Raw genomic sequence first — 21,278 nt, 5'->3', positions numbered from 1 at the left:
TCAGAGCGTCTCGTGCAGCATGCGCGCGACGCCGGTCTGCCAGGACGGCAGGCTGAGGCCGAAAGTGGACTGCAGCTTCAGGGTACTCAGGCGCGAATTGTGGGGCCGCGTGGCGGGGGTAGGAAAAGCGCTGGTCGGCACGGCATCGACCGCATCGGGTCCGGCCTTGAGCACGACACCGGCCGCCTGGGCTTGCTCGAGCACGAAGCGCGCATAGCCATGCCAGGTGGTCTCGCCGCCGGCCGCCAGGTGATACAGCCCGGCCTTCGCCGGATCGCGCAGTGTGTCGCGGATCGCATGAGCCGTCACATCAGCCAGCAACTCGGCGCCGGTGGGCGCGCCGAACTGGTCGTCGATCACGGTCAGCCGCTCGCGCTCACGGGCGAGCCGCAGCATCGTCTTGGCGAAGTTGCCGCCGCGCGCGGCATAGACCCAGCTGGTGCGGAAGATCAGGTGCACAGGGCCATGGGCGGCGATCAGCTGCTCGCCTTCCAGCTTGGTGCGGCCGTAGACGCTGAGCGGCGCTGTGGCATCGTCTTCCTGCCAGGGCCGCTCGCCGGTACCGTCGAACACGTAGTCGGTGGAGTAATGCACCATCAGGGCGCCGACCTGCTGCGCGGCCTTCGCGATGGCACCGGGGGCGAACGCGTTCAACGTGCGCGCCAACTCGGGCTCGCTCTCGGCCTTGTCCACCGCCGTGTGAGCGGCGGCATTGACGACCACATCGGGCCGCAGCGCAAGCACTGTCTGCGCCACGCGCCCGGGATCGCGAAAGTCGGCATGGAACTCGGTGCTTCTGGAGTCCAGCGCGACCAGTTCGCCCAGCGGCGCCAGGCTGCGCTGCAGCTCCCAGCCCACCTGCCCCGTCTTGCCGAGCAGCAATACCTTCATGCGGCCTCGTACTGCTTCTTCACCCAGTCGCGGTAGGCACCGCTTTGCACGTTGTGCACCCAGGCGGCGTTGTCCAGATACCACTCGACGGTCTTGCGGATGCCGCTGTCGAAGGTCTCGGCGGGCTTCCAGCCCAGCTCGCGTTCGAGCTTGCGCGCATCGATGGCGTAGCGCCGGTCGTGGCCGGGGCGGTCGGTCACGTAAGCGATCTGCTCCTTGTAGCTGCGGCCATCAGCGCGCGGGCGCAGTTCGTCGAGCAGCGCGCACACGGTGTGCACGATCTCGATGTTGGGCTTCTCGTTCCAGCCGCCGACGTTGTAGGTCTCGCCCAGCTTGCCAGCCTCGAGCACGCGGCGGATGGCGCTGCAATGGTCCTTCACGTAGAGCCAGTCGCGGACCTGCATGCCGTCGCCATACACCGGCAGCGGCTTGCCTGCGAGCGCATTGACGATCATCAGCGGGATCAGCTTCTCGGGGAAATGGAACGGGCCGTAGTTGTTCGAGCAGTTGGTGGTGAGCACCGGCAGTCCGTAGGTGTGGTGCCAGGCGCGCACCAGGTGGTCGCTCGCGGCCTTGCTCGCCGAGTAGGGACTGTTGGGCTCGTACTTGTTCTCTTCGGTGAAGGCGGGGTCACTGGACGAGAGCGAGCCGTAGACCTCGTCGGTCGAGACGTGGAGGAGGCGGAAGGCCGTCTTCTGCTCCTCCGGCAAGGAGCTCCAGTAGCCGCGAACGGATTCGAGCAGGCGGAAGGTGCCCAGCACGTTGGTCTGGACGAAATCTTCAGGCCCGTGGATGGAGCGGTCCACGTGCGACTCGGCCGCGAAGTTGAGCAGAGCGCGTGGCCGGTGTTCGGCCAGCAGGCGGTCGACGAGGGCGCTGTCTCCGATGTCGCCCTGGACGAAGATGTGTTTGGGATTGTTCTCGAGCGAGGCCAGCGTCTCGAGGTTGCCGGCGTAGGTGAGCTTGTCGAGGTTGACCACAGCCTCGTCGCTCTGAGCGAGCCAATCGAGAACGAAGTTGGCGCCGATGAATCCGGCGCCGCCGGTAACCAGAATCATGAAGTCCCCCGCTGTGGCAATGAAAACGCCGCCTGCCGGCAGGCAATCGGGGATTATCCCATCGCCGCATGCGCCAGAAGGCGCCGGGGGCCCTTCGCGCGGGCCGCCTCAAATAGCTGCAAGGGCATGGGGCACAATGTCGGCCGCTGATTGGCTGCAGCCTCAGCCCCGCGGCCTCATCGGCCCGTCTGCCTGCGATCTTCTTCCTTCCCCTGATGAGTCCCCTCCCTTTTGTCGTCATCACGCCTGTCTTCGAAGACAGCGAAGCCTCGACCCACCTGTTTCACGAGCTGTTCGATGCGTTCGGTGGGCAGGTGCATGTCGTGGCGGTGGACGACGGCTCGGTCCGGCAGCCGGTCGACATCGCGCAGATGGAGGCCATCGGCCTCGGCGGCACCGTGATCCGCCTGCGGCGCAACGTGGGCCATCAGCGTGCGATAGCGGTCGGGCTCGGCTACGTGGCCGAGCACCTGGCCGAGGCCCAGCGGGTCGTGGTGATGGACTCCGACGGCGAAGACCTTCCCGCTTCCATTCCCGAATTGCTCCAGACGCTCGACCGGGACGAGATCGACGTGGTCGTCGCAGAGCGCCGCACGCGCGTGGAGACGCTGCGCTTCAAGCTCTTCTACACGGTCTACCGGCGGCTCTTCAAGCTTCTCACCGGGCGCAGCATCAGTTTCGGCAACTTCATGGGGCTCAAGCCCCACGCGGTAAAGCGCCTGGCGGCCATGCAGGAGCTCTGGACGCATGTCGCGAGTTGCGTACTCGGCTCCCGCCTGCGGATCGCCATCTGCGCGCTCGATCGCGGCCCACGCTACGCCGGACAGAGCAAGATGAATTTCGTCGGGCTGACCTTGCACGGCTTCCGCGGCATCATGGTCTTCGCCGAGGATGTGCTCGTGCGGGTCGGCATCGCCGCGGCACTGCTGGGCGCACTGACCTTGCTGGGCGGCATCGCTTCCGTGGTGCTCAAGGTGTCAGGCTACGCAACGCCCGGGTGGTTCTCGGTGGCGCTGGGCATCCTGCTGCTGGTGTTCCTGCAGACAGGCACGCTGGCACTGATGAGCCTCATGCTCACCGGCGTGAGCAGGTCGGGCGCGTCGCTGCAAGCGGCCTACACCGATTTTGTCGATACGGTGACGCACACCGGCCGCACCGCATGATCCTGCGCGCCCGACTGGCAGATCCCCGCGTTGCCGAGGTGGGGCGCTTCATCCTCAACGGACTGCTCGCGACAGCCATCCACTATGGCGTGCTGAGCTTCAACCTGCGGGTACTGGGCATGCCGTCCGCAGGGGTGGCGAACTTCGTGGCCGCCTGGTTCGGCATCGCAGCCTCCTTCGTGGGCAGTCGCTATTTCGTCTTCCGCAAGGCCAGCGCGCCGTGGGCACATCAGGCCTTGCGCTTTCTCGCGCTGTATGCCTCGATCGCATGCCTGCATGGCCTGCTGCTCTTCGCCTGGACCGACGTCCTGCATCTGGACTACAGGATCGGGTTCCTGATCGCCACGGTGCTGCAGACAGTGCTGAGCTACGTGGGCAACAAGCTCCTCGTGTTCTCTGCACCATGAAAATCATTCGATTCGCCGCGGCAAGCGCCTTCTTTCTCGTGCTGGCCTGCGCCATCTACTGGCTGCACATCTCCTATATGCACGTGAACGTGGTGTTCTACAGCGCCATCGTCGACGGGGTGATGGCTGCATTCATCACCGCGGGGCTGGTCATGGCGCTGCGGTCCTTTTCGGTGTTCAGCGGCTTCGAGAAGCTTCAGATGCTGATCATCTGGCTGCTGACCGCCTATGCGCTCGCGATCTCGGTGCCCACGGTGCTCGATCGCTCACTGTCCTTCTACATCCTCGAGAAATTGCAGCAGCGCGGCGGCGGCATCCAGCAGAGCCGCTTCGCCGAAGTCTTCACCGACGAGTACCTCAAGGAGCACCGGCTGGTTGACGTGCGGCTCACCGAGCAGCTGGAATCCGGCACGATCCGCATCGAGAACGGCTGCGTGCGCCTCACGCCCAAGGGCGACGGTCTCGCGAGCTTCAGCCGGTTCTTCCGGCGGCACCTGCTGCCGAAACAAAGACTGCTGATGGGCCAGTACAGCGACGATCTGACGGACCCCTTCCGCCACAGCGCCGCGCAGAAGGACTACACCTGCCGATGAGCTCGACGGCGACGCACGCAGGCTGGCATGCGGCCCCCGGCTATCGGCTCGCGCCGCTGGCACTGGCGGCGGTCGGACTGTGCTTCTACATCCTGCGGGCGACGAACTGGTTCACGGCGGTGCCGGGCGACCTGGGCGATGCACGCTTCAACAGCGTGCTCCTCGAGCACCTGTTCCAGCGGGCGAGTGGCGATTGGCCTTCGCTGTGGTCGCCAGGCTTTTTCTATCCGGCACCGGGCGCGCTGGCTTTCAGCGACAACCACTTCGGCTCCGGCCTCGTCTACGTTCTCTTTCGCGCACTGGGACTCGCTCGCGAGCCAGCATTCGATGCCTGGCTGACCGTCGGGTTCGGGCTCGACTTCATCGCGATGTACCTGGTAATGCGCAGGCTGGGCTTCTCGTCGCTCGCCGCGTCGGTCGCCGCCTTCGTGTACACGTTCTCGCTGCCGGCTTTGGCGCAGGAATCCCATGCACAGCTGACCTACCGGTTCGCGATCCCGTTGGCGTGGCTGGCGTGGCTGCAGTTCATCCAGGAGCGGCGGCTGACGCATCTTGCGCGGCTCGCGGCCTGGGGCGCGCTGCAGTTCTACTGCTCGATCTATCTGGGCGTCTTCACGGCCTACCTGCTCGCTGCGACGGCAGCGGCCATGCTCGTTCCCGCGTTCCGGCCGCCAGCGGCCCGGCGCAGGCCGGGAAGCTCTGCGGGCCTGTTCGATTGGAGAGCGCTCCTGGTCATCGCGGCATCGGCCACGGCGGTCGGCTACCTGCTGCTGAAGTACCACGCCATCAGCCGCCTCTACGGCTTCAGCCGGATGCCCGACGAGGTGCTGCTGATGCTGCCCCGGCCGCAGAGCTACCTGTTGGCGGACGCGGTGCCGGGCTACCGATGGCTTGGCGCCGCCGTGTCCGGGCTGGAGGCGCGCAACGAGCACCAGTTGTTCATCGGCTTCGTTCCGCTCGTGCTCGCCGCCTGGGCGCTGGTCACGGCAAGAACCGAATCAGCGGCGCCCTGGCGCAGGCTTCTCGGGCTTTCGCTGGCCACGCTGGCACTGCTGGTGGCCTCCACCCTGCATGTGAACGGAAAGTCCTTGTACCAGCACGCCATGGCGCTGCCCGGCATCTCGTCCTTGCGGGCGGTGAGCCGCGTCATTCTGGTAATGGCACTGCCGGTCGCCGTCATGGCGGCTATCGGCGTCGAGCACCTGCAGCGGCATCGCAGCCTCCGATGGCTGGTTTCCAGCCTGATCGTGCTTGCGTTCTCCCTCGAGACCCTGGCTTACCGCCCGTCGTTCGCCGGCTTCGACCAGTGGCGCGGCCGCATGGCCGCCGTGGAGCAGGCCGCCGGCACCACGGTCTTCAAGCCCGATTCCGTGCTGTATGTCAGCGGACGCGCGAACGAGCCCTTCTACCTGACCGAGCTCGACGGCATGCTCTTCGCGCAGGACCGAAAGATGCCGACCTTGAACGGCTATTCGGGCAATGCGCCGCCTGGCTACATCCACCCATTGCCCTGTCATTCGGCCGCGAGCCGCATCTACAGCATGGCGCCAGCGCCCTGGGCTGCCGGAAAGTGGGCGCCCGATGCGCTGCTGGCGCGGACGGCCTGGGTCTCGCTCGAGCCCTGCCCGGCCCGTCACCTGCCCACCGACGCCGCGCCGCGCCCCCCGGACGAGGCACAGGCCAGGCAGATCCAACTCACGCCCACGGCGGACGAGGCCGGCGCGCACGAGCTGAAGGTCGTTGTGCGCATCCGGAACGACAGTGCGCAGCCCCTGCATTCGCTGTCGCGCGTGGGGCATCCGCTGCGCTTGACCTGGCGCTTCGTACCCACTTTGGCAACCGATCCAGCGGCTCCGGCGACTGCGGCCGGATGGCTGGCCCGGCAGGACCTGAACTTTTCCCTTGCACCTGGTGAGGAGGAGGCGATCAGCGTCAAGATTGCCAAGCCTTCGGCCGAAGGCAGCTACGACCTCCAGTTCTCGATCGCAGCAGAAGGCTATCGGTATCTCCATGAGCTGGACATGCCGATCCCGCACATCCCGGTCGTCGTGGGCCCTGCCGCCAAGTAGGGGCATGCCGCCCGCGCGCCGCTAGGCCGCAGGCTCTACACGCAGACCCGCAGGCCCAGCTAGAGTTTCGCCATTCACTCTCAGGAACGGACCATGGCCAGCACGAACGACGACAAGCCCGACGACAAGACCGACCGCATCAAGGACTCCGCCCAGCAGATCTGGCTCGCGGGCCTCGGTGCCTTTGCCAAGATGCAGCAGGAGGGCAGCAAAGCCTTCGAGGCGCTGGTGAAGGACGGGCTCGGGGTGCAGAAGAAAACCCAGCACGCCGCCGAGGAAACGCTGGCCCAGGCGCAGGCCCGGATGGCCGGCTTCGCCAGCGAGTTCGGCACCAAGGCTGCGGGCGGATGGGGCAAGCTCGAATCCATCTTCGAGGAACGCGTCGCGCGCGCGCTCGAGAAGCTCGGCATGCCCTCGGCGCAGGAGGTGGCGGAACTGCAGACCCGGGTCGAGGCGCTCGAAGCCCAGCTCAGGCACAAGCAGCCGGCGGACCGGCCGGTACGGGCGCCGCGCAAGATGGCCGCGCGCCATCCGGCCGAAGCCGCGGCGAAGCCCTCGCGGCGGCGCAAACCGAGCAGCGACGCCTGATCCAGCGCGGCCGTTGATCGGCCGAACCAGGGCTTCGCAGCTCAGCAATGCAGCGGCGGCACGGGACTTGCGCTAGAGTGGCCTCAGGAGACAAACCGGGGTCCACGAGCTCATGGCCAAGAAGGCGCCACGCCGCACTGCACAACGCATCCTCGAAGCCGCATTGGACCTGTTCAACCGGTTTGGGGAGCCGAACGTCTCGACCACGCTGGTGGCGGGCGAGCTCAACATCAGCCCCGGCAATCTCTACTACCACTACCCCGCCAAGGATGAGCTGATCAACCGGCTCTACGAGACCTACGAGGCCGAGCTCAACGAGCTGCTGCACGCGAGCGAAGGCGTGCGCGACGTGGAGGACGCCTGGTTTTTCATGCACAGCCTCTTCGAGCTGATCTGGCGCTATCGATTCCTGTACCGCGATCTCAACGACCTGCTCTCCAAGAACCGGCACCTGGAGACTCAGTTCCAGCTGGTGCTCCAGAACAAGGCGCGCGCGATTCGGGCACTGCTGGCGGGCATGAGCCGGTCAGGCCACCTGGACATCGACGCGCCCGAGGTCGATCCGCTGGCCCAGAGCATGGTCGTGGTGCTGACCTACTGGTTAAGTTACGAGTACGTGCGCAATCCTCGAGAGGCACTGGAGCCCGGCCATGCCCAGAACGCCCTGCTGCGCGGCGCGCATCACACGCTGCATCTGCTTGCGCCCTACCTCGCCGCCGAACAGCGGCAGCATCTGCTGACGCTGAGCAACGCCTACGCAGGCGAGGCTCAGCCGATAACCGTCTGAGCATCGCATGGCCCATCCCGATCTCCAACCCTTCTCGCTGCTGGCGACCGGCACGGTGCCTTCCTCGGAGCCATGGGTCCAGATGCCCTACCGGGACGCGCCGCGCTTCGACGCTGCCGAAGTGCTGCAGCACTGGGCCAGGCTGCACGTCGGGCATGCGCTGCCGCCGCCGGCACCGGGTCCGCTGGCCGAGGGCTGGGCGCTCTACCACAGCGGCGACTTCGAACGCGCGGCCAAGCTGGGGCTGCGGCACGGCGGCGACGGGCTGATGCTGGCCAACCAGGCCACCGCCATCTATGCCAACTACCTGGAGCCGCGTGAGGCAATGCGGCAGCTCCTGTTCAAGCAGGTGGCCGAGCGCGCCGCAGCCCAGGTGGCGGAGGAGCCGGACAACTGCCACGCGCTCTACTGGCAAGCCTATGCCCTGGGCCGTTACAGCCAGGGCATCAGCGTGGCACGGGCGCTGGCGCAGGGCCTCGGCACCAAGGTCAAGGGCGCGCTCGAACGCGTGATTGCACTCGAGCCTCGGCATGCCGCAGCCCATGTGGCGCTCGCGGCCTTCCACGCCGAGGTCATCGACAAGGTCGGCGCGCTGGTCGGCCGCATGACCTACGGCGTGCGCGCCGAGATCGCGATCGAGCTCTTCGAGCGCGGCCTCGAGCTCCACCCACGCTCGCCCGGCGCGCTGATGGAATACGCCCGCGGCCTGCTGATGCTGGAAGGCGATGCGCGCCTGGCCGAGGCCACCCGCCTCTACGAGCGGGCCGCGGCGGTGGACCCGGTCGATGCGCGAGAGCGGCTCGACGTCGAGCTGGCCCGCGCGGGATTGTCCGACTGAGCTCCTCGTTTATTGACGGAATGGTCACTTAAGATGCGAGGCCCAGTCACACCATCCGCATCATGTCCAACCTGAACGTACTGTTCGAAGCCGCCCAAGCCAACTCCAAACTGCTCGCGGAGCGTCCGGACAACCCGACGCTGCTCAAGATCTACGGCCTGTTCAAGCAGGCGACGCTGGGCGACAACACCGAGAAGAAGCCCAGTTTCAGCGACATCGTTGCGCGTGCCAAATGGGACGCATGGACCGCGCAGAAGGGCCTGAGCGCGGACGAGGCCAAACAGAAATACATCGACCTCATCGAATCGCTGCGCGGCTGAGCGCCAGCAGCAGCGCCGGCGCGGCGTTCAACGCCAGTCCTTGTCGTTGTAGGCGTCGTCGTCGTCTGCGCCATCGGGGCGGCCCAGCAGATCGTCCAGCTTCTGCCGCAGGCGTTCCTCGATCTGCCCGCTGAAACTGGCAAACAGTCCGGCCAGCGTGGCCCGCAGCGTCAAGCTGTCGCCGCTGACCTCCACGCTGCCGTCGATGCCCGCGCGGCTGAAGTGGCCGATGTCACGATCCTGACCTTGCTCATAGCTGCACGCGAGGCCGTAGTCCTGCTCGACCTGGCCGATCCATTTGCGCGCGATCGCGCGCGCGGCCTCGATGCCGAGTTGATGGCTGCGTTCGATGTGGATATCAGGCACCGGGGCCTCCCTGTCGGCCGTGTCGGCCAGGTTCTTCGGTCGGCCTGCGGGCCGAGGGCGCCACGGCGTCTCCGGTCCGCAGCGCCAGCATTCTCTCGTCCTTGGGCAGTGCGGCCAGGCGCTTGACTGCCGCATAGAAGCGCGGCCAGTCGTGCCCTTCGCGCTCGAACAGCGCCTCGAAGCCGGGCACCATTTCGTCATACGCGGCCTGCGCGCCGAACAGCGCATTGTTGGCGCGTGCCACCCAGCGGTCGTACGCGGCCTGCCGAGGGCCGCTCCATCCGGCGCGCAGGGCTGCGTAGCGCTGGCGGAAATCTTCCATGGCGGCCTTCTTCTGCGCGTCGACTGTCGCCCAGTCGCCGGCCTGTGCCTCCTTCGAGGCGTAGATGTCCGAGAGCACCCGGCGCGTACCGGCCGTGAGCGCGCGGAACTGCTGGCGCCGCCGGTCGAACTGCGCGTACTCGAGCTGCGCGGCTTCGCCGGCCTGCGTCTGCAGCCATCGGGCGCCGCCGATGCGCTCCACCGCGGTCGCGAAAGACTCGTTGAACATCGTGTCGCCCGACACGTAGAGCACCTGGTGCGCCAGCTCGTGGAAGACGATGCGCGCCAGCTCGCCTTCGGGATAGCCGATGAAGGTGGACAGCAGCGGGTCGCCGCCTGCCCAGTTCATCCAGCCCAGCGTGGAGTAGGCGGGCACCGGGTAGACGGCCGCCTCCAGGCCCTCGGCGGCCAAGGCGGCAGCCTCAGCGCGCGCTGCCGCCTCGTCGTAGTAGCCGCGGTAACCGACGCAGCCCGCGACCGGGAAGCACCAGGTCTTGAGGATGAGCGAATGCGCGGGGGCCGCCACCACATTCCAGATCGCGGCGGGGCGGTGCAGGTCGGCATAGGCCTTGTAGCTTGGGTTGTCCGGCAGGCCGAGCTCGGTGACTGCGAAGCGACGGATGCGCTGTGTCAGTGCCAGCTTGGCCTTGAGCACCTCGCCAGTGGCCGGGTCCTGCAGCCACTCCGGCACCGGCCGCGCCGCACGCATGAGTGCCAGGTGGCCGCTGGCCGACTGCCAGTAGTAGCCCAGGTCGGCGCAGCCGGCCAGGGCCACGGCGGCCAGGGCGGCCAGGGCAGCAAAGGCAGCGCGCCCTTTGCTCATTCCAGCACCTCAGGCATCCGGCCTGACCTCTACCAGGCAGTCATAGAAAGTGGGCCCGCGGCCGATGTCCGTCAGCCGCTGGCTGGTGAGCTGGTTCACGTTGGTGCCGTCCGCACCGAGCTTGCGCCACCAGACGCCGAGCCCATGCACCACACCGGGCCGCGCGCGGCGCGAGACCTCGACCCGGCAGCGATGCTCGCCACGGCGGTTGAACACGCGCACCATCGTGCCGTCGACGATGCCGCGCGCGGCGGCATCGACCTCATGGATCTCGAGCAGCGGCTCGCCCTCGATTGCGCGCAGGCTCTTCACGTTCACGAAGGTCGAGTTGAGGAAGTTGCGCGCGGGCGGCGAGATCATCGCGAGCGGAAACTCCGTCGAGCTGCCGGCCGGCTCGTAATTGGGGACGTGGTCGGGCAGGCCATCCTGGCCTTGGGCCGCGAGTCGCGCGCTGAAGAATTCGCAGCGGCCCGAGGGGGTGGGGAAGCCACCTTGCGCAAACGGAGCGTCCGGCACCTTCAGGCTGGTGAAGCCACGGGACTGCAGTTCCTCGATGTCGATCACGCCGGGCGGGAAGGCGCTGCGGCACAGCGTCTCGTCGTCGTCGGAGAAGCAGGGCTCGTCGAAGCCCATGCGGCGCGCCAGCTCGCGGAACACCCAGGTATTGCTGCGCGCCTCGCCGCGCGGCGCCAGCGCGGGCCGGTTGAGCAGCACATCGGTGTGGCCGTAACTGGTGTGGATGTCCCAGTGCTCGAGCTGGGTGGTGGCCGGCAGCAGGTAGTCCGCATAGTCGGCGGTGTCGGTCTGGAACTGCTCGAGCACCACGGTGAACAAGTCCTCGCGCGCGAAGCCTGCCACCACCTTGCCGGAGTCCGGCGCGACCGCGACCGGGTTGCTGTTGTAGACCACCAGCGCGCGGATCGGGTTTGCGGTGTCGAGCAGCGCATCGCCGATGGCGCTCATGTTGATGGTGCGCGGCCGCCGCCCCGCCAGCAGGTCGGGCCGCTGCAGCGTGGCGCGGTCGACCGGGAACTGGCCGGAGCTGCTCAGCAGCAGCCCGCCCGCACGCTCGCGCCAGGCGCCGACCAGCGCCGGCAGGCAGGCGATGGCGCGCGTCGCATTGCCGCCGCCGCGTACGCGCTGCATGCCGTAGTTGAGACGGATCGCCGCCGGCTTCGTGGTGCCGTAGGCGCGCGCCAGCGCGACGATCTGCGCCTCGGGCACGCCGCAGACAGCGGCGGCGCGGGCCGGCGGCCATTGCAAGGCGCGCTCGCGCAATTGCGCCCAGCCGAGCGTGTGGCGCTCGATGTAGTCGTGGTCGAGCCAGTCGTTGACGATCAGCTCATGCATCAGCGCGAAGGCCAACGCGGCGTCGGTGCCGGGAAGGAGCGCGACGTGCTCGTCGCATTTGTCGGCTGTCTCGGTCTGGCGCGGGTCGATGCACACCAGCCTGGCACCGGCCCGCTTGGCTGCCTGCGCATGGCGCCAGAAATGCAGGTTGCTCCCGATCGAGTTGCTGCCCCAGATCAGGATCAGCTTTGCCTCGGCAAAGAACTGGACCCGCATGCCGACCTTGCCGCCAAGGGTAAAACTTAAGGCCTCACCCCCAGCCGTCGAGCAGATCGTGCGATCCAGCAGCGACGCGCCCAGCTTGTGGAAAAAACGACGATCCATCGATTCGCCCTGCACAAGACCCATCGTTCCTGCATAGCTGTAGGGCAGAATCGATTCTGACGAATTGTTACCACGTAACACATTCAGGCGTTCGGCGATGTCGGAGAGTGCCGCGTCCCAGCTCACCGGTTCGAATCGGCCGCTGCCCTTTGGCCCGACCCGCTTCATGGGCTGCCGCAGACGCTCGGCATGTTCGTTGCGTTCGATGTAGCGAGAGACCTTGGTGCACAGCACGCCCGCGGTGTGCGGATGCGCTGGATTCCCCTGCAGCTTGATGGCCCGGCCGTCCTGCACGGTGGTCACGAGCGAGCAGGTGTCGGGGCAGTCGTGGGGGCAGGCGCCGAGCACCTGGGTCGGGGAGTTCATGGGCGGCCGGGCAATGAGTGGACCGGTCAAGTCTAAGTTCTGCGCCGCGGCGGCGCTCTGGAGTTTTCACGATGATTCAACGCAGGCAGTTTTCGATTGCGGCGGGTGCTGCGGCACTCGGCGGCTTCGGCATCGCGAGGGCTCAAGGCGAAGCGCCCGTGATGCTGGGCCAGTCGGCGCCTTTCACGGGCCCGGCGGCGCAGCTGGGCATCCAGTTCCACCAAGGCGCCAAGCTGTACCTCGACCAGTACAACGCGCAGCCCGGCCATCGCGACGTGCAGATCAAGTTTCTGGACGACGGCTACGAGCCCGAGCGCTGCGCCGCCAACACGCAGAAGCTGATCGACGAGGAGGCGTTCGCGCTGTTCGGCTACATCGGCACGCCCACCAGCCTGGCGGCCCTGCCGCTGGCGGTGAATGCAAAGGTGCCCTTCATCGCGCCTTTCACCGGCGCCATGGCCCTGCGCGAGCCCTTCCACCGCAACGTGTTCCATCTGCGCGCCTCGTACAACGACGAAACGGCGCTGATCGTGAAGCAGCTCACCCACCTGGGGCTGAAGAAGATCGCTGTCTTCTACCAGAACGATGCGTATGGCAAGGCCGGCCTGGACGGCGTGACACTCGCGCTGTCGCAGCTCAACCTGAAACCGGCGGCTCTCGCCACGGTGGAGCGCAACACGGTCGACGTCGCGGCGGCGGTGAAGACCATCGTGGCGGCCGCCCCGGACGCCGTGGTCCAGGTCAGTGCGTACAAGTCCTGCGCCGCCTTCATTCGCGAGGCGCGCAAGGCGGGCTTTGGCGGCACCTTCTACAACGTGTCCTTCGTGGGCACGCAGGCGCTGTCCGACGAGCTGGGCAAGGACGGCGCCGGCGTGGTCGTCACCCAGGTCGTGCCTTCTCCCTACTACGCCGCGAATGGCATCACGCGCGAGTTCAACGAGGCGGTGAAGAAGAGCGGCGGCACGGTGCAGTCCAACTTCTCAAGCATGGAAGGCTACCTGGCTGCCAAGGTGCTGGCCGAGGGCCTGCGCCGCGCGCCCGGCAAGCTCACGCGCGAGAGCCTGATCGCGGGACTGGAGAGCATCGACCGCCAGCAGTTCGGCGGCTTCGAGGTCTCCTTCTCGCCGCGCAACCACGTGGCGTCGAAGTTCGTGGAGCTGTCGATGATCACCGGCGACGGGCGTATCCGGACGTGAGGGTCAGCTCGGCCCCGCCAGGCCGTCCACCGCCTGGAACATCGCCTGCCGCGCCTGGCTGATCACCTGCCCGCGCCAGGCATCGGTGTCGCTGTAGAAGGCGGCAAGCATCTCGGCATGAATCGCATCCGCCAGCTCGGCCGGCGCCTCGGGGTGGCGATGCAGCCAATGGTCCCCCCGCAGGGCCACGGTCACTGCGAGCATCGGCTCGGTGCCGTACTCCAGCGCAATCGAGGTGTGCTCGGCCTGGGGGCATTCGTCGTACAGGGCGTAGCACATCAGCCCGGTCAGGAAGGCCGAGGTCGAGGAGCCGTCATACATCGAGGTGACCGGCGCCGCCGCCGTGCCCCACCAGGCGTTCGCCCTTGCATACGCAGCCTTGTCGTCGCGGCCCGCGAAGATGCGCTCGCCGATTCCGTTGAGGCCGAGGCCGGTGTGAATGTCGATCCAGCCCACGCGCCGCGCCTGGCCTGCATGCGTGCGCAGCACCTCGCGCAGCGCCTTGTTGCTCCAGGTGGGCGCACTGCCGCCATAGAACAAGCCGTCCGCGAACTGGTACTGCCCGCGCGTGACCGCGGCCTGGTAGAAGCCCAGCCCCTCGCGCGCGATGAGGGCATCGATCTCCGCCTGGTTGGCCGCCGATGGTGGCCAGTGCTCGGGCAGCAGCAGCGCCTGGAGGCTGGCATAGGCCTCGTTCACCGGCAGCGGTTGCGAGAAGTCGAGAAAGTTGCGGTTCAGGTCCACGTTCTCGTGCGTGACGCGCCGCGTGTGCGAAAAGCCGTGCGGGTTCAGCGCGTGCACATACAGCACGGCCACGCCCTGCTCGCGCGCCTTGTCGCGCCACTCGGCATCGTGCAGCGCGAACACCTGCACGCCGCTGCCGCAATGGCCCTCGACGCCGTGGCAGCCGCTGCTCACGATCAGCAGGTTCTCGGCTTGCGCGTCGCCGTCGAGGGCCACGTCCATGGCCAGTTCCTCGCCGTCGCGGCCCGGGAGCGGGTGCACATGGGAGCGCACCGCCAGCCCCGCCGCGGCGCAGCCCTCCAGGAACTTCTGGCGGGCGAGGGCGTAGCGCGCCGCAAAGGCTTCGCCGACGCCGATCATGCCGCCCGCCCCCCGGCCGCCGCGGGGCGGCCAAGGAACTCCTCGGCCAGCCGGACCCAGCAGGTCGCGCCCAGCGGGATCAGTTCGTCGTTGAAGTCGTAGCTCGCGTTGTGCAGCATGCAGGGGCCGCCGCCATGGTGCAGGTCGCGATGGCCGCCGTCGCCGTTGCCGATGAACGCATAGGCGCCGGGCCGGGCCTGCAGCATGAAGGCGAAGTCCTCGGCCGTCATCGCGGGCTCCTGCGCCAGCACGTTCTCCTCGCCGACGATGCCGGCCATCACGCGGCGCGCGAAGTCCGCCTCGGCGGCCGTGTTGATGGTGGGCGGGTAGTTGCGGTGGAAGTGGAAGTCGCACCCGGCCTCGTGCGCCGCGCTCACGTGCTCGGCGATTTTCCTCATGCGCGCCTCGATCAGGTCCAGCACCTCCAGCGAGAAGGTGCGCACCGTGCCCTTGAGCTCGCAGCGGTCGGGGATCACGTTGCTCGCCTCCCCGCCGTGGATCATGGTGACCGAGATCACGGCGGCTTCGGCCGGCTTCTTGTTGCGGGTGATGATGGTCTGGAACGCCTGCACCATCTCGCAGGCGATCGGCACCGGATCGATGCCCGTGTGGGGCAGCGCCGCATGGCCGCCCTTGCCGTGAATGGTGATGACGAACTCATTGCTCGAGGCCATCGCCGGCCCGGGGCTGACGGCGAACTGGCCGGCCTTCATGCCGGGCCAGTTGTGCATCCCGAAGACGGCCTCCATCGGGAACCGCTCGAAGAGTCCTTCCTTGACCATCTCGCGCGCCCCGCCGCCGCCCTCCTCGGCCGGCTGGAAGATCAGGTAGACCGTGCCGTCGAAGTTGCGGTGCTTCGCCAGGTGCTGTGCCGCCGCCAGCAGCATCGCGGTGTGGCCGTCATGGCCGCAGGCGTGCATCTTGCCGGGGTGCTTGCTGGCATGGGCGAAGGTGTTGAGCTCGGTGACGGGCAGCGCATCCATGTCGGCGCGCAAGCCGACAGCCCGGGGGCTGCTGCCATTCTTCACGATGCCGATCACGCCGGTGGTGGCCAGGCCGCGGTGGATGGGGATGCCCCATTCGGTGAGCTTGGCCGCCACCACGTCGGCGGTACGCTGCTCCTGGAAACAGAGTTCGGGATGGGCATGCAGGTCGCGCCGGACGGTGGCGATGCCGGCCGCCTGGGTGACCACTGAGTCGATGAGTTTCATGTGAAGGAGTCTAGGCTTAGCCGGAAGTACTCGCCAAGCCCGGACCTCTCCGGATAAGTGCCCGTTTTCCTTACGCCCGTCGCAAAACTTCCGGGACAATCGCCTGAATGCCGTCCCCCCACCTCTCCAACCGCAGCCTCGATTTCGCTCAGAGCCTGGTGCGCATGAATACCGTGAGCAGTCGCAGCAACCTGGAGCTGATCGACTTCGCGCGCGACCACCTGGCCGGCCTGGGCGTGCGCAGCCGGCTCACCTACAACGCCGACCGGACCAAGGCCAACCTGTTCGCCACGCTGGGCGCAGGCAAGCCGGCGGGCGTGATCGTCTCGGGCCACACCGACACCGTGCCCTGGGACGGGCAGGCCTGGAGCATGGACCCGCTCTCGGCGCTGGTCCAGGACTGGCCGCAGGACGAGCACGACGGCGAGGCGATGCAGGTCGAGCCCCGGCTCTACGGCCGCGGCTCGGCCGACATGAAGAGCTTCATCGCGATCGCGCTGGCCAATGCCCAGCGCTTCATCGAGAGCGACTCGCCCTTCGCGGTGCACTTCGCCTTCAGCTACGACGAGGAGGTGGGCTGCTTCGGCGTGCGCGAGCTGATCGCCGACATGAAGGAGCAGGGCGTCCGGCCGCTGGCCTGCATCGTCGGCGAGCCGACGATGATGGTGCCGGCCATCGCGCACAAGGGCGTCTACCGCTACCGCTGCTGCGTGCGGGGCAAGGAAGCGCATTCCTCGCTCACGCCACGCTCCGTCAACGCGATCGAGATGGCCGCGCGCCTGGTCGGCAAGCTGCGCGACATGGCCGAGGGCTTCGAGCGCGAGGAGCCTCGCTACGCGGGCTTCGACGTGCCCTACAGCACCGCCAGCGTCGGCCAGTTCCACGGTGGCATCGCCGACAACGTGGTGCCGCGCGACGCCGAGTTCCGCTACGAGTTCCGCGACCTGCCCACCGCCGACGCCCAGAGGATGCAGAAGGAAATGCGGCTGCACGCCAATCGCCTCGAGGCCGGCATGAAAAAGATCGCGCCCGAGGCGGGCTTCAGCTTCGAGACCATCTGCGAGATCCCCAGCTTCCTGACCACGGCCGAGGACCCCGTCACACGGCTCGCGCAACGCCTGGCCGGCGAGGCGGGTACCACGCTCGTGGCCTTCGGCACCGAGGCTGGCCTCTTCAAGCAGGCCGGCATCCCGACGGTGGTCTGCGGCCCCGGCAGCATCACCCAGGCCCACCAGCCCGACGAGTACGTGACGCTGGCCCAGCTCGCACGCTGCGAGCAGTTCCTGCAGGGACTCGCGGCGACCCGGGAGATCCGCTGAAGCGCGTCGCCCTCGCCCTGCTCGGCGCCGCCGCACTTCTCTATGCGGTGGCGACGGCGCTCGGTGCTCGGCATCCCAATCCCGCCTGGGGTTACGTCGCGGCCTTTGCCGAGGCCGCAATGGTGGGCGCGATCGCCGACTGGTTCGCGGTGGTCGCGCTCTTTCGGCATCCCATGGGGTTGCCCATTCCGCACACCGCGATCATCCCGTCGAACAAGGACCGCATCGGCGCGCGGCTGGCAGGCTTCATCTGCAACAACTTCCTGAGCACCCAGCAGGTGCTGTCAAAGCTGGAGCAGCTCGATCCGGCCGCTCGGCTGGCCCGCTGGCTCGCGCAACCCACGCATGCCGCCACGCTCGGCGCTCACCTGGTGAGCGCGGCGCGGTACGGACTGGCGGCCTTCGACGACACGCGCGTGCGCGAATTCCTGGGTCGCGCGGCGGCCGCGGGCCTGGCCCAGGTCGACATGGCGCGGCTGTCGGGGCAGGCCCTGGATGCCTTGACTGCGCATGGGCGGCACCAGGCCTTGTTGGACGACCTGCTGGCCCAGGTCGCGGCAGCGGTCGAAGGCGAGGAGGTGCAGGCGCAGATCACCGAGGCGATTGCGCGCGAGATCCGGGCGCTGCGCTATGTCGGCCTGGACCAGGTCACGGCTCGGCTGGCCACGCGCAAGGTCGTGTCGGCAGCCGCGCGCACGGTCGCCGACATGGCGGGCGACCCCGCGCATCCGGTGCGGCAGCGCTTCGATGCGTTCATGCACGAGTTCGTCCACAAGCTCAAGACCGACCCCGAGTTCAAGCGCCGCGGAGAAGCCATCCGCGCTGAGCTGCAGGCGCATCCGGCCATCGGCGAGTACCTTCACGGGCTCTGGAGCGAGCTGCTGGCCTGGTTGCACGACGACCTGGCGAAGAGCGACTCGGAGATCCGGCGGCGCATCGTTGCGATGGCGGGGACGCTGGGCGCGCGCCTGGAGGCCGACGAGGCGATGAGGCGCTGGATCAACGAGCAGATCGTCGATGCGGCGCCGCGTGCCATCGAACGGTACCGGGAGGACATCCGGCGCTACATCGTGGAGCGGGTGGGGCAGTGGAACGCGGAGGAGATGAGCGTGGAACTGGAGAAGCACATCGGGCGGGATCTGCAGTTCATACGGGTCAATGGGACGCTGGTGGGGGGGTTGGTGGGGCTGCTGATTCATTCGGTCACGCAGGCGCTGGCTTGAACTCCCTTGCTCTCTCTGGCAAGTGAGGGCACGCGGGTCGTCGATGCTTACGGTGCGCTTGGGTTGAGGCTGGAGCCGGGGCGTCGTCCCGGCAGCCGAGTCACTTTCTTTTGCTTCGCCAAAAGAAAGTAACCAAAGAAAAGGCGACCCCACTGGCCGCGACCCTCCGCTTCGCTACGGGCAACCTGCGGTGCTCGCTTTTCGCGGGGTCCGCGCAAACTCGCTTCGCTCAAACACGCGCGGCCCTGATCCGCGAAAAGCTGCGCTCCTCGGCGCGGCCAGAGGGGATTTGGGATTCAACGCGCCATGGCGCGTCCTTGTGTGGGGTGCGGGTTGGCGTGAGCCTCGGGTCCTCGCTCACGCTGACTTCGGCGCACGCGCACGCGCGCGCACACGCACACGCACACGCACACGCACACGCGCACTCGCACTCGCACTCGCACTTGCGCAGCCGCACGCACACGCACACGCAGAGGCAGAGGCACTCGCACATGCACATGCACATGCACATGCACATGCACATGCACATGCTCGTGCTCGTGCTCGTGCTCGTGCTCGTGCTCGTGCTCATCGTGCTCACGTTCGAGCGCATACGCATGCCCCTGTTTCAGGCCTTGCGCAGCGAGGCCGTTGTTGGCCGAGCGAAGCAATGGCCCGAGAGGTCCCCAATCCCCTCTGCGCGTGCCGAGGAGCGCAGCTTTTCGCGGATCAGGGCCGCGCGTGTTTGAGCGAAGCGAGTTTGCGCGGACCCCGCGAAAAGCGAGCACCGCAGGTTGCCCGTAGCGAAGCGGAGGGTCACGCGCAGTGGGGTCGCCTTTTCTTTGGTTACTTTCTTTTGGCGAAGCAAAAGAAAGTGACTCGGCCGCCGGGACGAACCCCCGGCTCCTGCCTTTGAACAAGCGCAATGTACGAATCGCAAGCCCGGCGCCCTCCCCTCAATCTCGCAAAGGCAAAGGCAAAGGCAGAGGCAGAGGCAGAGAGCAAAGAACATCAAGCCCGAAACCGCTTCCGAGTCAGCCCCAACGCCACCCAGAACGCCCCTACCGTATACACCACCAGCACAACCGCAGGCCACCCCCAATCCTTCGGCCATTGATCCATGAACAGCGGCCGCACCAGCGCCACCGCGTTCGCCAGCGGCAGCCAGTTCGCGATCCGATGCACCAGCCCAGGCAGTTGATCCAGCGGAAAGAACACGCCGGACAAGAACATCATCGGTGTCATGAACAGCGTGAAGTAGTAGGTGAAGAAGTCGTACCCCTTCGCCAGCGCGTTGAAGATCAGCGCGATGCATGAGAACGTCACGCCGACGCCCGCGAGCACCAGCCAGGCGACCAGCAGTTTGGGGCTGTGGCTGATGCCCAGCGCCAGCATCACGAACAGGATCGCGGTGGTGGTGAAGATGGCCTTGAAGGCGGCCCACAGCATCTCCGCGAGCACCACGTCGTCGAGCCCTACAGGCGCGTTCATGATGCCGTCCCAGGTCTTCTGCACGTGCATGCGCGAGAACGCCGAATAGAGCGCCTCGAAGGAAGCGGCGTTCATCGAGCTCATGCAAATCGAGCCGCTGGCAAGAAACAGGATGTAGGGCACCTTGGCGCCGTCCACCGACACCTGCCCCACCAGCGCCCCCATGCCATAGCCGAACGCCACCAGCCAGATCAGCGGTTCGGCGATGTTGCCGATCAGGCTGGGAATCGCAAGCTTGCGCCACACCAGCAGGTTGCGCAGGAACACCGGCCACCAGCGCATCGACAGCTCGGGCGGCCGCCACACCGAAGGCGCGGCTGGCAGTGCGTCATCGATCGAGGCGCTCATGTCTTTCTCCATGCGGGGAACACCGCGGAACCGGCTTTGCCGGGCCGCCGGTGTTGCCCCCGGTGAGGGGGTGGGCGGCTACACGAAGTGAGCCAACCTGGGGGAGAGCTCATCTTCAAGCATCTTCCCGGATCTGGCGGCCTGTCAGCTTGAGGAACAGATCCTCGAGGTTCGCGGGCCGATGAAAGGTCCGCAGGCCCTTGTGGCTGTCGAGTGCGTTCAGCAGCCCGCGCGCATCCTGCGTGTAGAAGAACACCGTCTCGCCGCTGACCTCGACGCGCGCGGCGTAGTCCTTGAGCGGCGACTGCGCCAACCCGAGCGCGCCATTGCCGTAGACCTCGACCACGTCGGGCTCGAGATATTCGGCGATCAGGTCGCGCGGGCGGCCTTCAGCGATCTTGCGCCCATGGTCGATCACGATCAGCCGCGAGCACAGGCGCTCGGCCTCGTCCATGAAGTGGGTGGTCAGCAGGATGGACTTGCCCTGCTGCAGCAGCAGCTGCAAGCGCTCCCACATGAGATGGCGCGCCTGCGGGTCCAGGCCGGTGGTGGGCTCGTCGAGCATCAGCAGCTTCGGGTCGTTGACCAGCGCGCGCGCCAGCGACAGCCGGCGCCGCATTCCGCCGGACAGCTCGCCCGGCCGGACATCGGCCTTGTGCGACAGCGAAGCGAACTCCAGCAGCTCCGGAATGCGCGGCGCGATCTGGCGCCAGCGCATGCCGAAGTAGCGGGCATAGACCATCAGGTTCTCGGCGCAGCTGAAGTCGGGGTCCAGGGTGTCGAACTGGCTCACCACGCCGAGCTGCGCCTTGATCGCGCGTGCGTCGCGCGGCATCGAGAGCCCGCCCAGCGCCTCGATGCGGCCGCCGTCGGGCGCGGTGAGCCCCAGGCACATGCGGATGGTGGTGGTCTTGCCGGCGCCGTTGGGGCCGATCACCCCCAGGCATTCGCCAGGGGCGATGGTGAACGAGAGGTCGTCGACCACCGTGGTCGCGCCGTAGCGCTTGTGCAGGTGACTCGCTTGGAAGAGTGGGGCGGACGGAGTAGGCACCGGGTCATTGTGGCGCAGCGGGCCAAATTCATCGGGCTCCATGAAGCGACGCGTCCTTGCGGCGCATGACCGGGCAAACGAAGTGCGCCAAC

Annotated in this window: 21 protein-coding genes; 12 read left to right on the top strand and 9 right to left on the bottom strand. The window is 67.4% G+C overall.

Annotation, left to right across the window (positions count from 1 at the left end; genetic code table 11):
- Positions 1–891: a dTDP-4-dehydrorhamnose reductase gene (gene rfbD / locus G3W89_RS03775; RefSeq protein ID WP_162572840.1), complete on the bottom strand. Its 891-nt coding sequence runs from the start codon at positions 889–891 to the stop codon at positions 1–3.
- Complete coding sequence (rfbB, locus tag G3W89_RS03770; protein ID WP_162572839.1) at positions 888–1,949, bottom strand: dTDP-glucose 4,6-dehydratase; 1,062 nt, start codon at positions 1,947–1,949, stop codon at positions 888–890. Before rfbB ends, rfbD begins: the two co-directional genes overlap by 4 nt.
- A 215-nt stretch (positions 1,950–2,164) precedes the next feature.
- Here rfbB and G3W89_RS03765 point away from each other — a divergent pair, with 215 nt between their 5' ends.
- From G3W89_RS03765 to G3W89_RS03730, 8 genes are all read left to right on the top strand, one after another.
- Positions 2,165–3,112 carry a glycosyltransferase gene (locus G3W89_RS03765; protein ID WP_162572838.1) on the top strand — a complete coding sequence of 316 codons (948 nt, stop codon included), beginning with the start codon at positions 2,165–2,167 and terminating at the stop codon, positions 3,110–3,112.
- Positions 3,109–3,519, top strand: a complete 411-nt coding sequence (locus tag G3W89_RS03760; protein WP_162572837.1) for a GtrA family protein — start codon at positions 3,109–3,111, stop codon at positions 3,517–3,519. Before G3W89_RS03765 ends, G3W89_RS03760 begins: the two co-directional genes overlap by 4 nt.
- On the top strand, positions 3,516–4,112 hold the full coding sequence (locus tag G3W89_RS03755; RefSeq protein WP_162572836.1) for a hypothetical protein: 597 nt from the start codon (positions 3,516–3,518) through the stop codon (positions 4,110–4,112). The genes G3W89_RS03760 and G3W89_RS03755 overlap by 4 nt, the downstream gene beginning before the upstream one ends.
- Positions 4,109–6,181, top strand: coding sequence for a hypothetical protein (locus G3W89_RS03750; RefSeq protein ID WP_162572835.1), 2,073 nt, complete (start codon positions 4,109–4,111; stop codon positions 6,179–6,181). Before G3W89_RS03755 ends, G3W89_RS03750 begins: the two co-directional genes overlap by 4 nt.
- A gap of 93 nt (positions 6,182–6,274) precedes the next feature.
- Complete coding sequence (locus G3W89_RS03745) at positions 6,275–6,769, top strand: phasin family protein (RefSeq protein WP_162572834.1); 495 nt, start codon at positions 6,275–6,277, stop codon at positions 6,767–6,769.
- Positions 6,770–6,881: 112 nt separating this feature from the next.
- Positions 6,882–7,556 (top strand): TetR/AcrR family transcriptional regulator, encoded by a 675-nt coding sequence (locus tag G3W89_RS03740; protein WP_162572833.1) that lies wholly within the window; start codon positions 6,882–6,884, stop codon positions 7,554–7,556.
- 7 nt (positions 7,557–7,563) lie between these two features.
- A complete protein-coding gene (locus G3W89_RS03735; protein ID WP_174258232.1) occupies positions 7,564–8,394 on the top strand; it encodes a hypothetical protein in 831 nt (276 codons plus the stop codon).
- Between the two features lie 62 nt (positions 8,395–8,456).
- On the top strand, positions 8,457–8,714 hold the full coding sequence (locus tag G3W89_RS03730; RefSeq protein WP_162572832.1) for an acyl-CoA-binding protein: 258 nt from the start codon (positions 8,457–8,459) through the stop codon (positions 8,712–8,714).
- 27 nt (positions 8,715–8,741) lie between these two features.
- Here the strand turns inward: G3W89_RS03730 and G3W89_RS03725 are convergent, their stop codons facing one another.
- From G3W89_RS03725 to G3W89_RS03715, 3 genes are read right to left on the bottom strand one after another with little or no spacing between them, the layout of a single operon-like run.
- Positions 8,742–9,080 (bottom strand): polyhydroxyalkanoic acid system family protein, encoded by a 339-nt coding sequence (locus G3W89_RS03725; protein ID WP_162572831.1) that lies wholly within the window; start codon positions 9,078–9,080, stop codon positions 8,742–8,744.
- Positions 9,073–10,224, bottom strand: coding sequence for an aminopeptidase (locus G3W89_RS03720; protein WP_162572830.1), 1,152 nt, complete (start codon positions 10,222–10,224; stop codon positions 9,073–9,075). The genes G3W89_RS03725 and G3W89_RS03720 overlap by 8 nt, the downstream gene beginning before the upstream one ends.
- Before the next feature lie 9 nt (positions 10,225–10,233).
- Positions 10,234–12,264, bottom strand: a complete 2,031-nt coding sequence (locus tag G3W89_RS03715) for a molybdopterin-containing oxidoreductase family protein (RefSeq protein ID WP_162572829.1) — start codon at positions 12,262–12,264, stop codon at positions 10,234–10,236.
- Between the two features lie 71 nt (positions 12,265–12,335).
- Between G3W89_RS03715 and G3W89_RS03710 the strand changes: the two genes are divergently transcribed.
- Positions 12,336–13,460 carry an ABC transporter substrate-binding protein gene (locus G3W89_RS03710; RefSeq protein WP_162572828.1) on the top strand — a complete coding sequence of 375 codons (1,125 nt, stop codon included), beginning with the start codon at positions 12,336–12,338 and terminating at the stop codon, positions 13,458–13,460.
- A 3-nt stretch (positions 13,461–13,463) separates the two neighbouring features.
- Here G3W89_RS03710 and G3W89_RS03705 read toward each other — a convergent pair whose 3' ends face one another.
- Together G3W89_RS03705 and G3W89_RS03700 are read right to left on the bottom strand one after the other, a co-directional pair.
- Positions 13,464–14,564: a M14 family metallopeptidase gene (locus G3W89_RS03705; RefSeq protein ID WP_162572827.1), complete on the bottom strand. Its 1,101-nt coding sequence runs from the start codon at positions 14,562–14,564 to the stop codon at positions 13,464–13,466.
- Positions 14,561–15,775 carry a M20 aminoacylase family protein gene (locus G3W89_RS03700; RefSeq protein WP_162572826.1) on the bottom strand — a complete coding sequence of 405 codons (1,215 nt, stop codon included), beginning with the start codon at positions 15,773–15,775 and terminating at the stop codon, positions 14,561–14,563. The genes G3W89_RS03705 and G3W89_RS03700 overlap by 4 nt, the downstream gene beginning before the upstream one ends.
- A 107-nt stretch (positions 15,776–15,882) precedes the next feature.
- Here G3W89_RS03700 and argE point away from each other — a divergent pair, with 107 nt between their 5' ends.
- From argE to G3W89_RS03685, 3 genes are all read left to right on the top strand, one after another.
- Entirely contained in the window at positions 15,883–17,094 is a 1,212-nt protein-coding gene (gene argE, locus G3W89_RS03695) for an acetylornithine deacetylase (protein ID WP_162572825.1), read from the top strand.
- A complete protein-coding gene (locus tag G3W89_RS03690) occupies positions 17,091–18,317 on the top strand; it encodes a DUF445 domain-containing protein (protein ID WP_162577306.1) in 1,227 nt (408 codons plus the stop codon). Before argE ends, G3W89_RS03690 begins: the two co-directional genes overlap by 4 nt.
- A 491-nt stretch (positions 18,318–18,808) precedes the next feature.
- Entirely contained in the window at positions 18,809–19,045 is a 237-nt protein-coding gene (locus G3W89_RS03685; RefSeq protein ID WP_162572824.1) for a hypothetical protein, read from the top strand.
- Between the two features lie 262 nt (positions 19,046–19,307).
- Here the strand turns inward: G3W89_RS03685 and G3W89_RS03680 are convergent, their stop codons facing one another.
- Positions 19,308–20,135 (bottom strand): ABC transporter permease, encoded by an 828-nt coding sequence (locus G3W89_RS03680; RefSeq protein WP_162572823.1) that lies wholly within the window; start codon positions 20,133–20,135, stop codon positions 19,308–19,310.
- 115 nt (positions 20,136–20,250) lie between these two features.
- Complete coding sequence (locus tag G3W89_RS03675) at positions 20,251–21,228, bottom strand: ATP-binding cassette domain-containing protein (protein ID WP_162572822.1); 978 nt, start codon at positions 21,226–21,228, stop codon at positions 20,251–20,253.
- Positions 21,229–21,278 lie beyond the last annotated feature (50 nt).

The organism is Variovorax sp. PBL-H6 (assembly GCF_901827155.1).
In the GTDB taxonomy this organism is placed as follows: domain Bacteria; phylum Pseudomonadota; class Gammaproteobacteria; order Burkholderiales; family Burkholderiaceae_C; genus Variovorax.
Note: the sequence above shows the minus strand (reverse complement) of the source record. Positions and strands in the feature narration are given on the sequence as shown.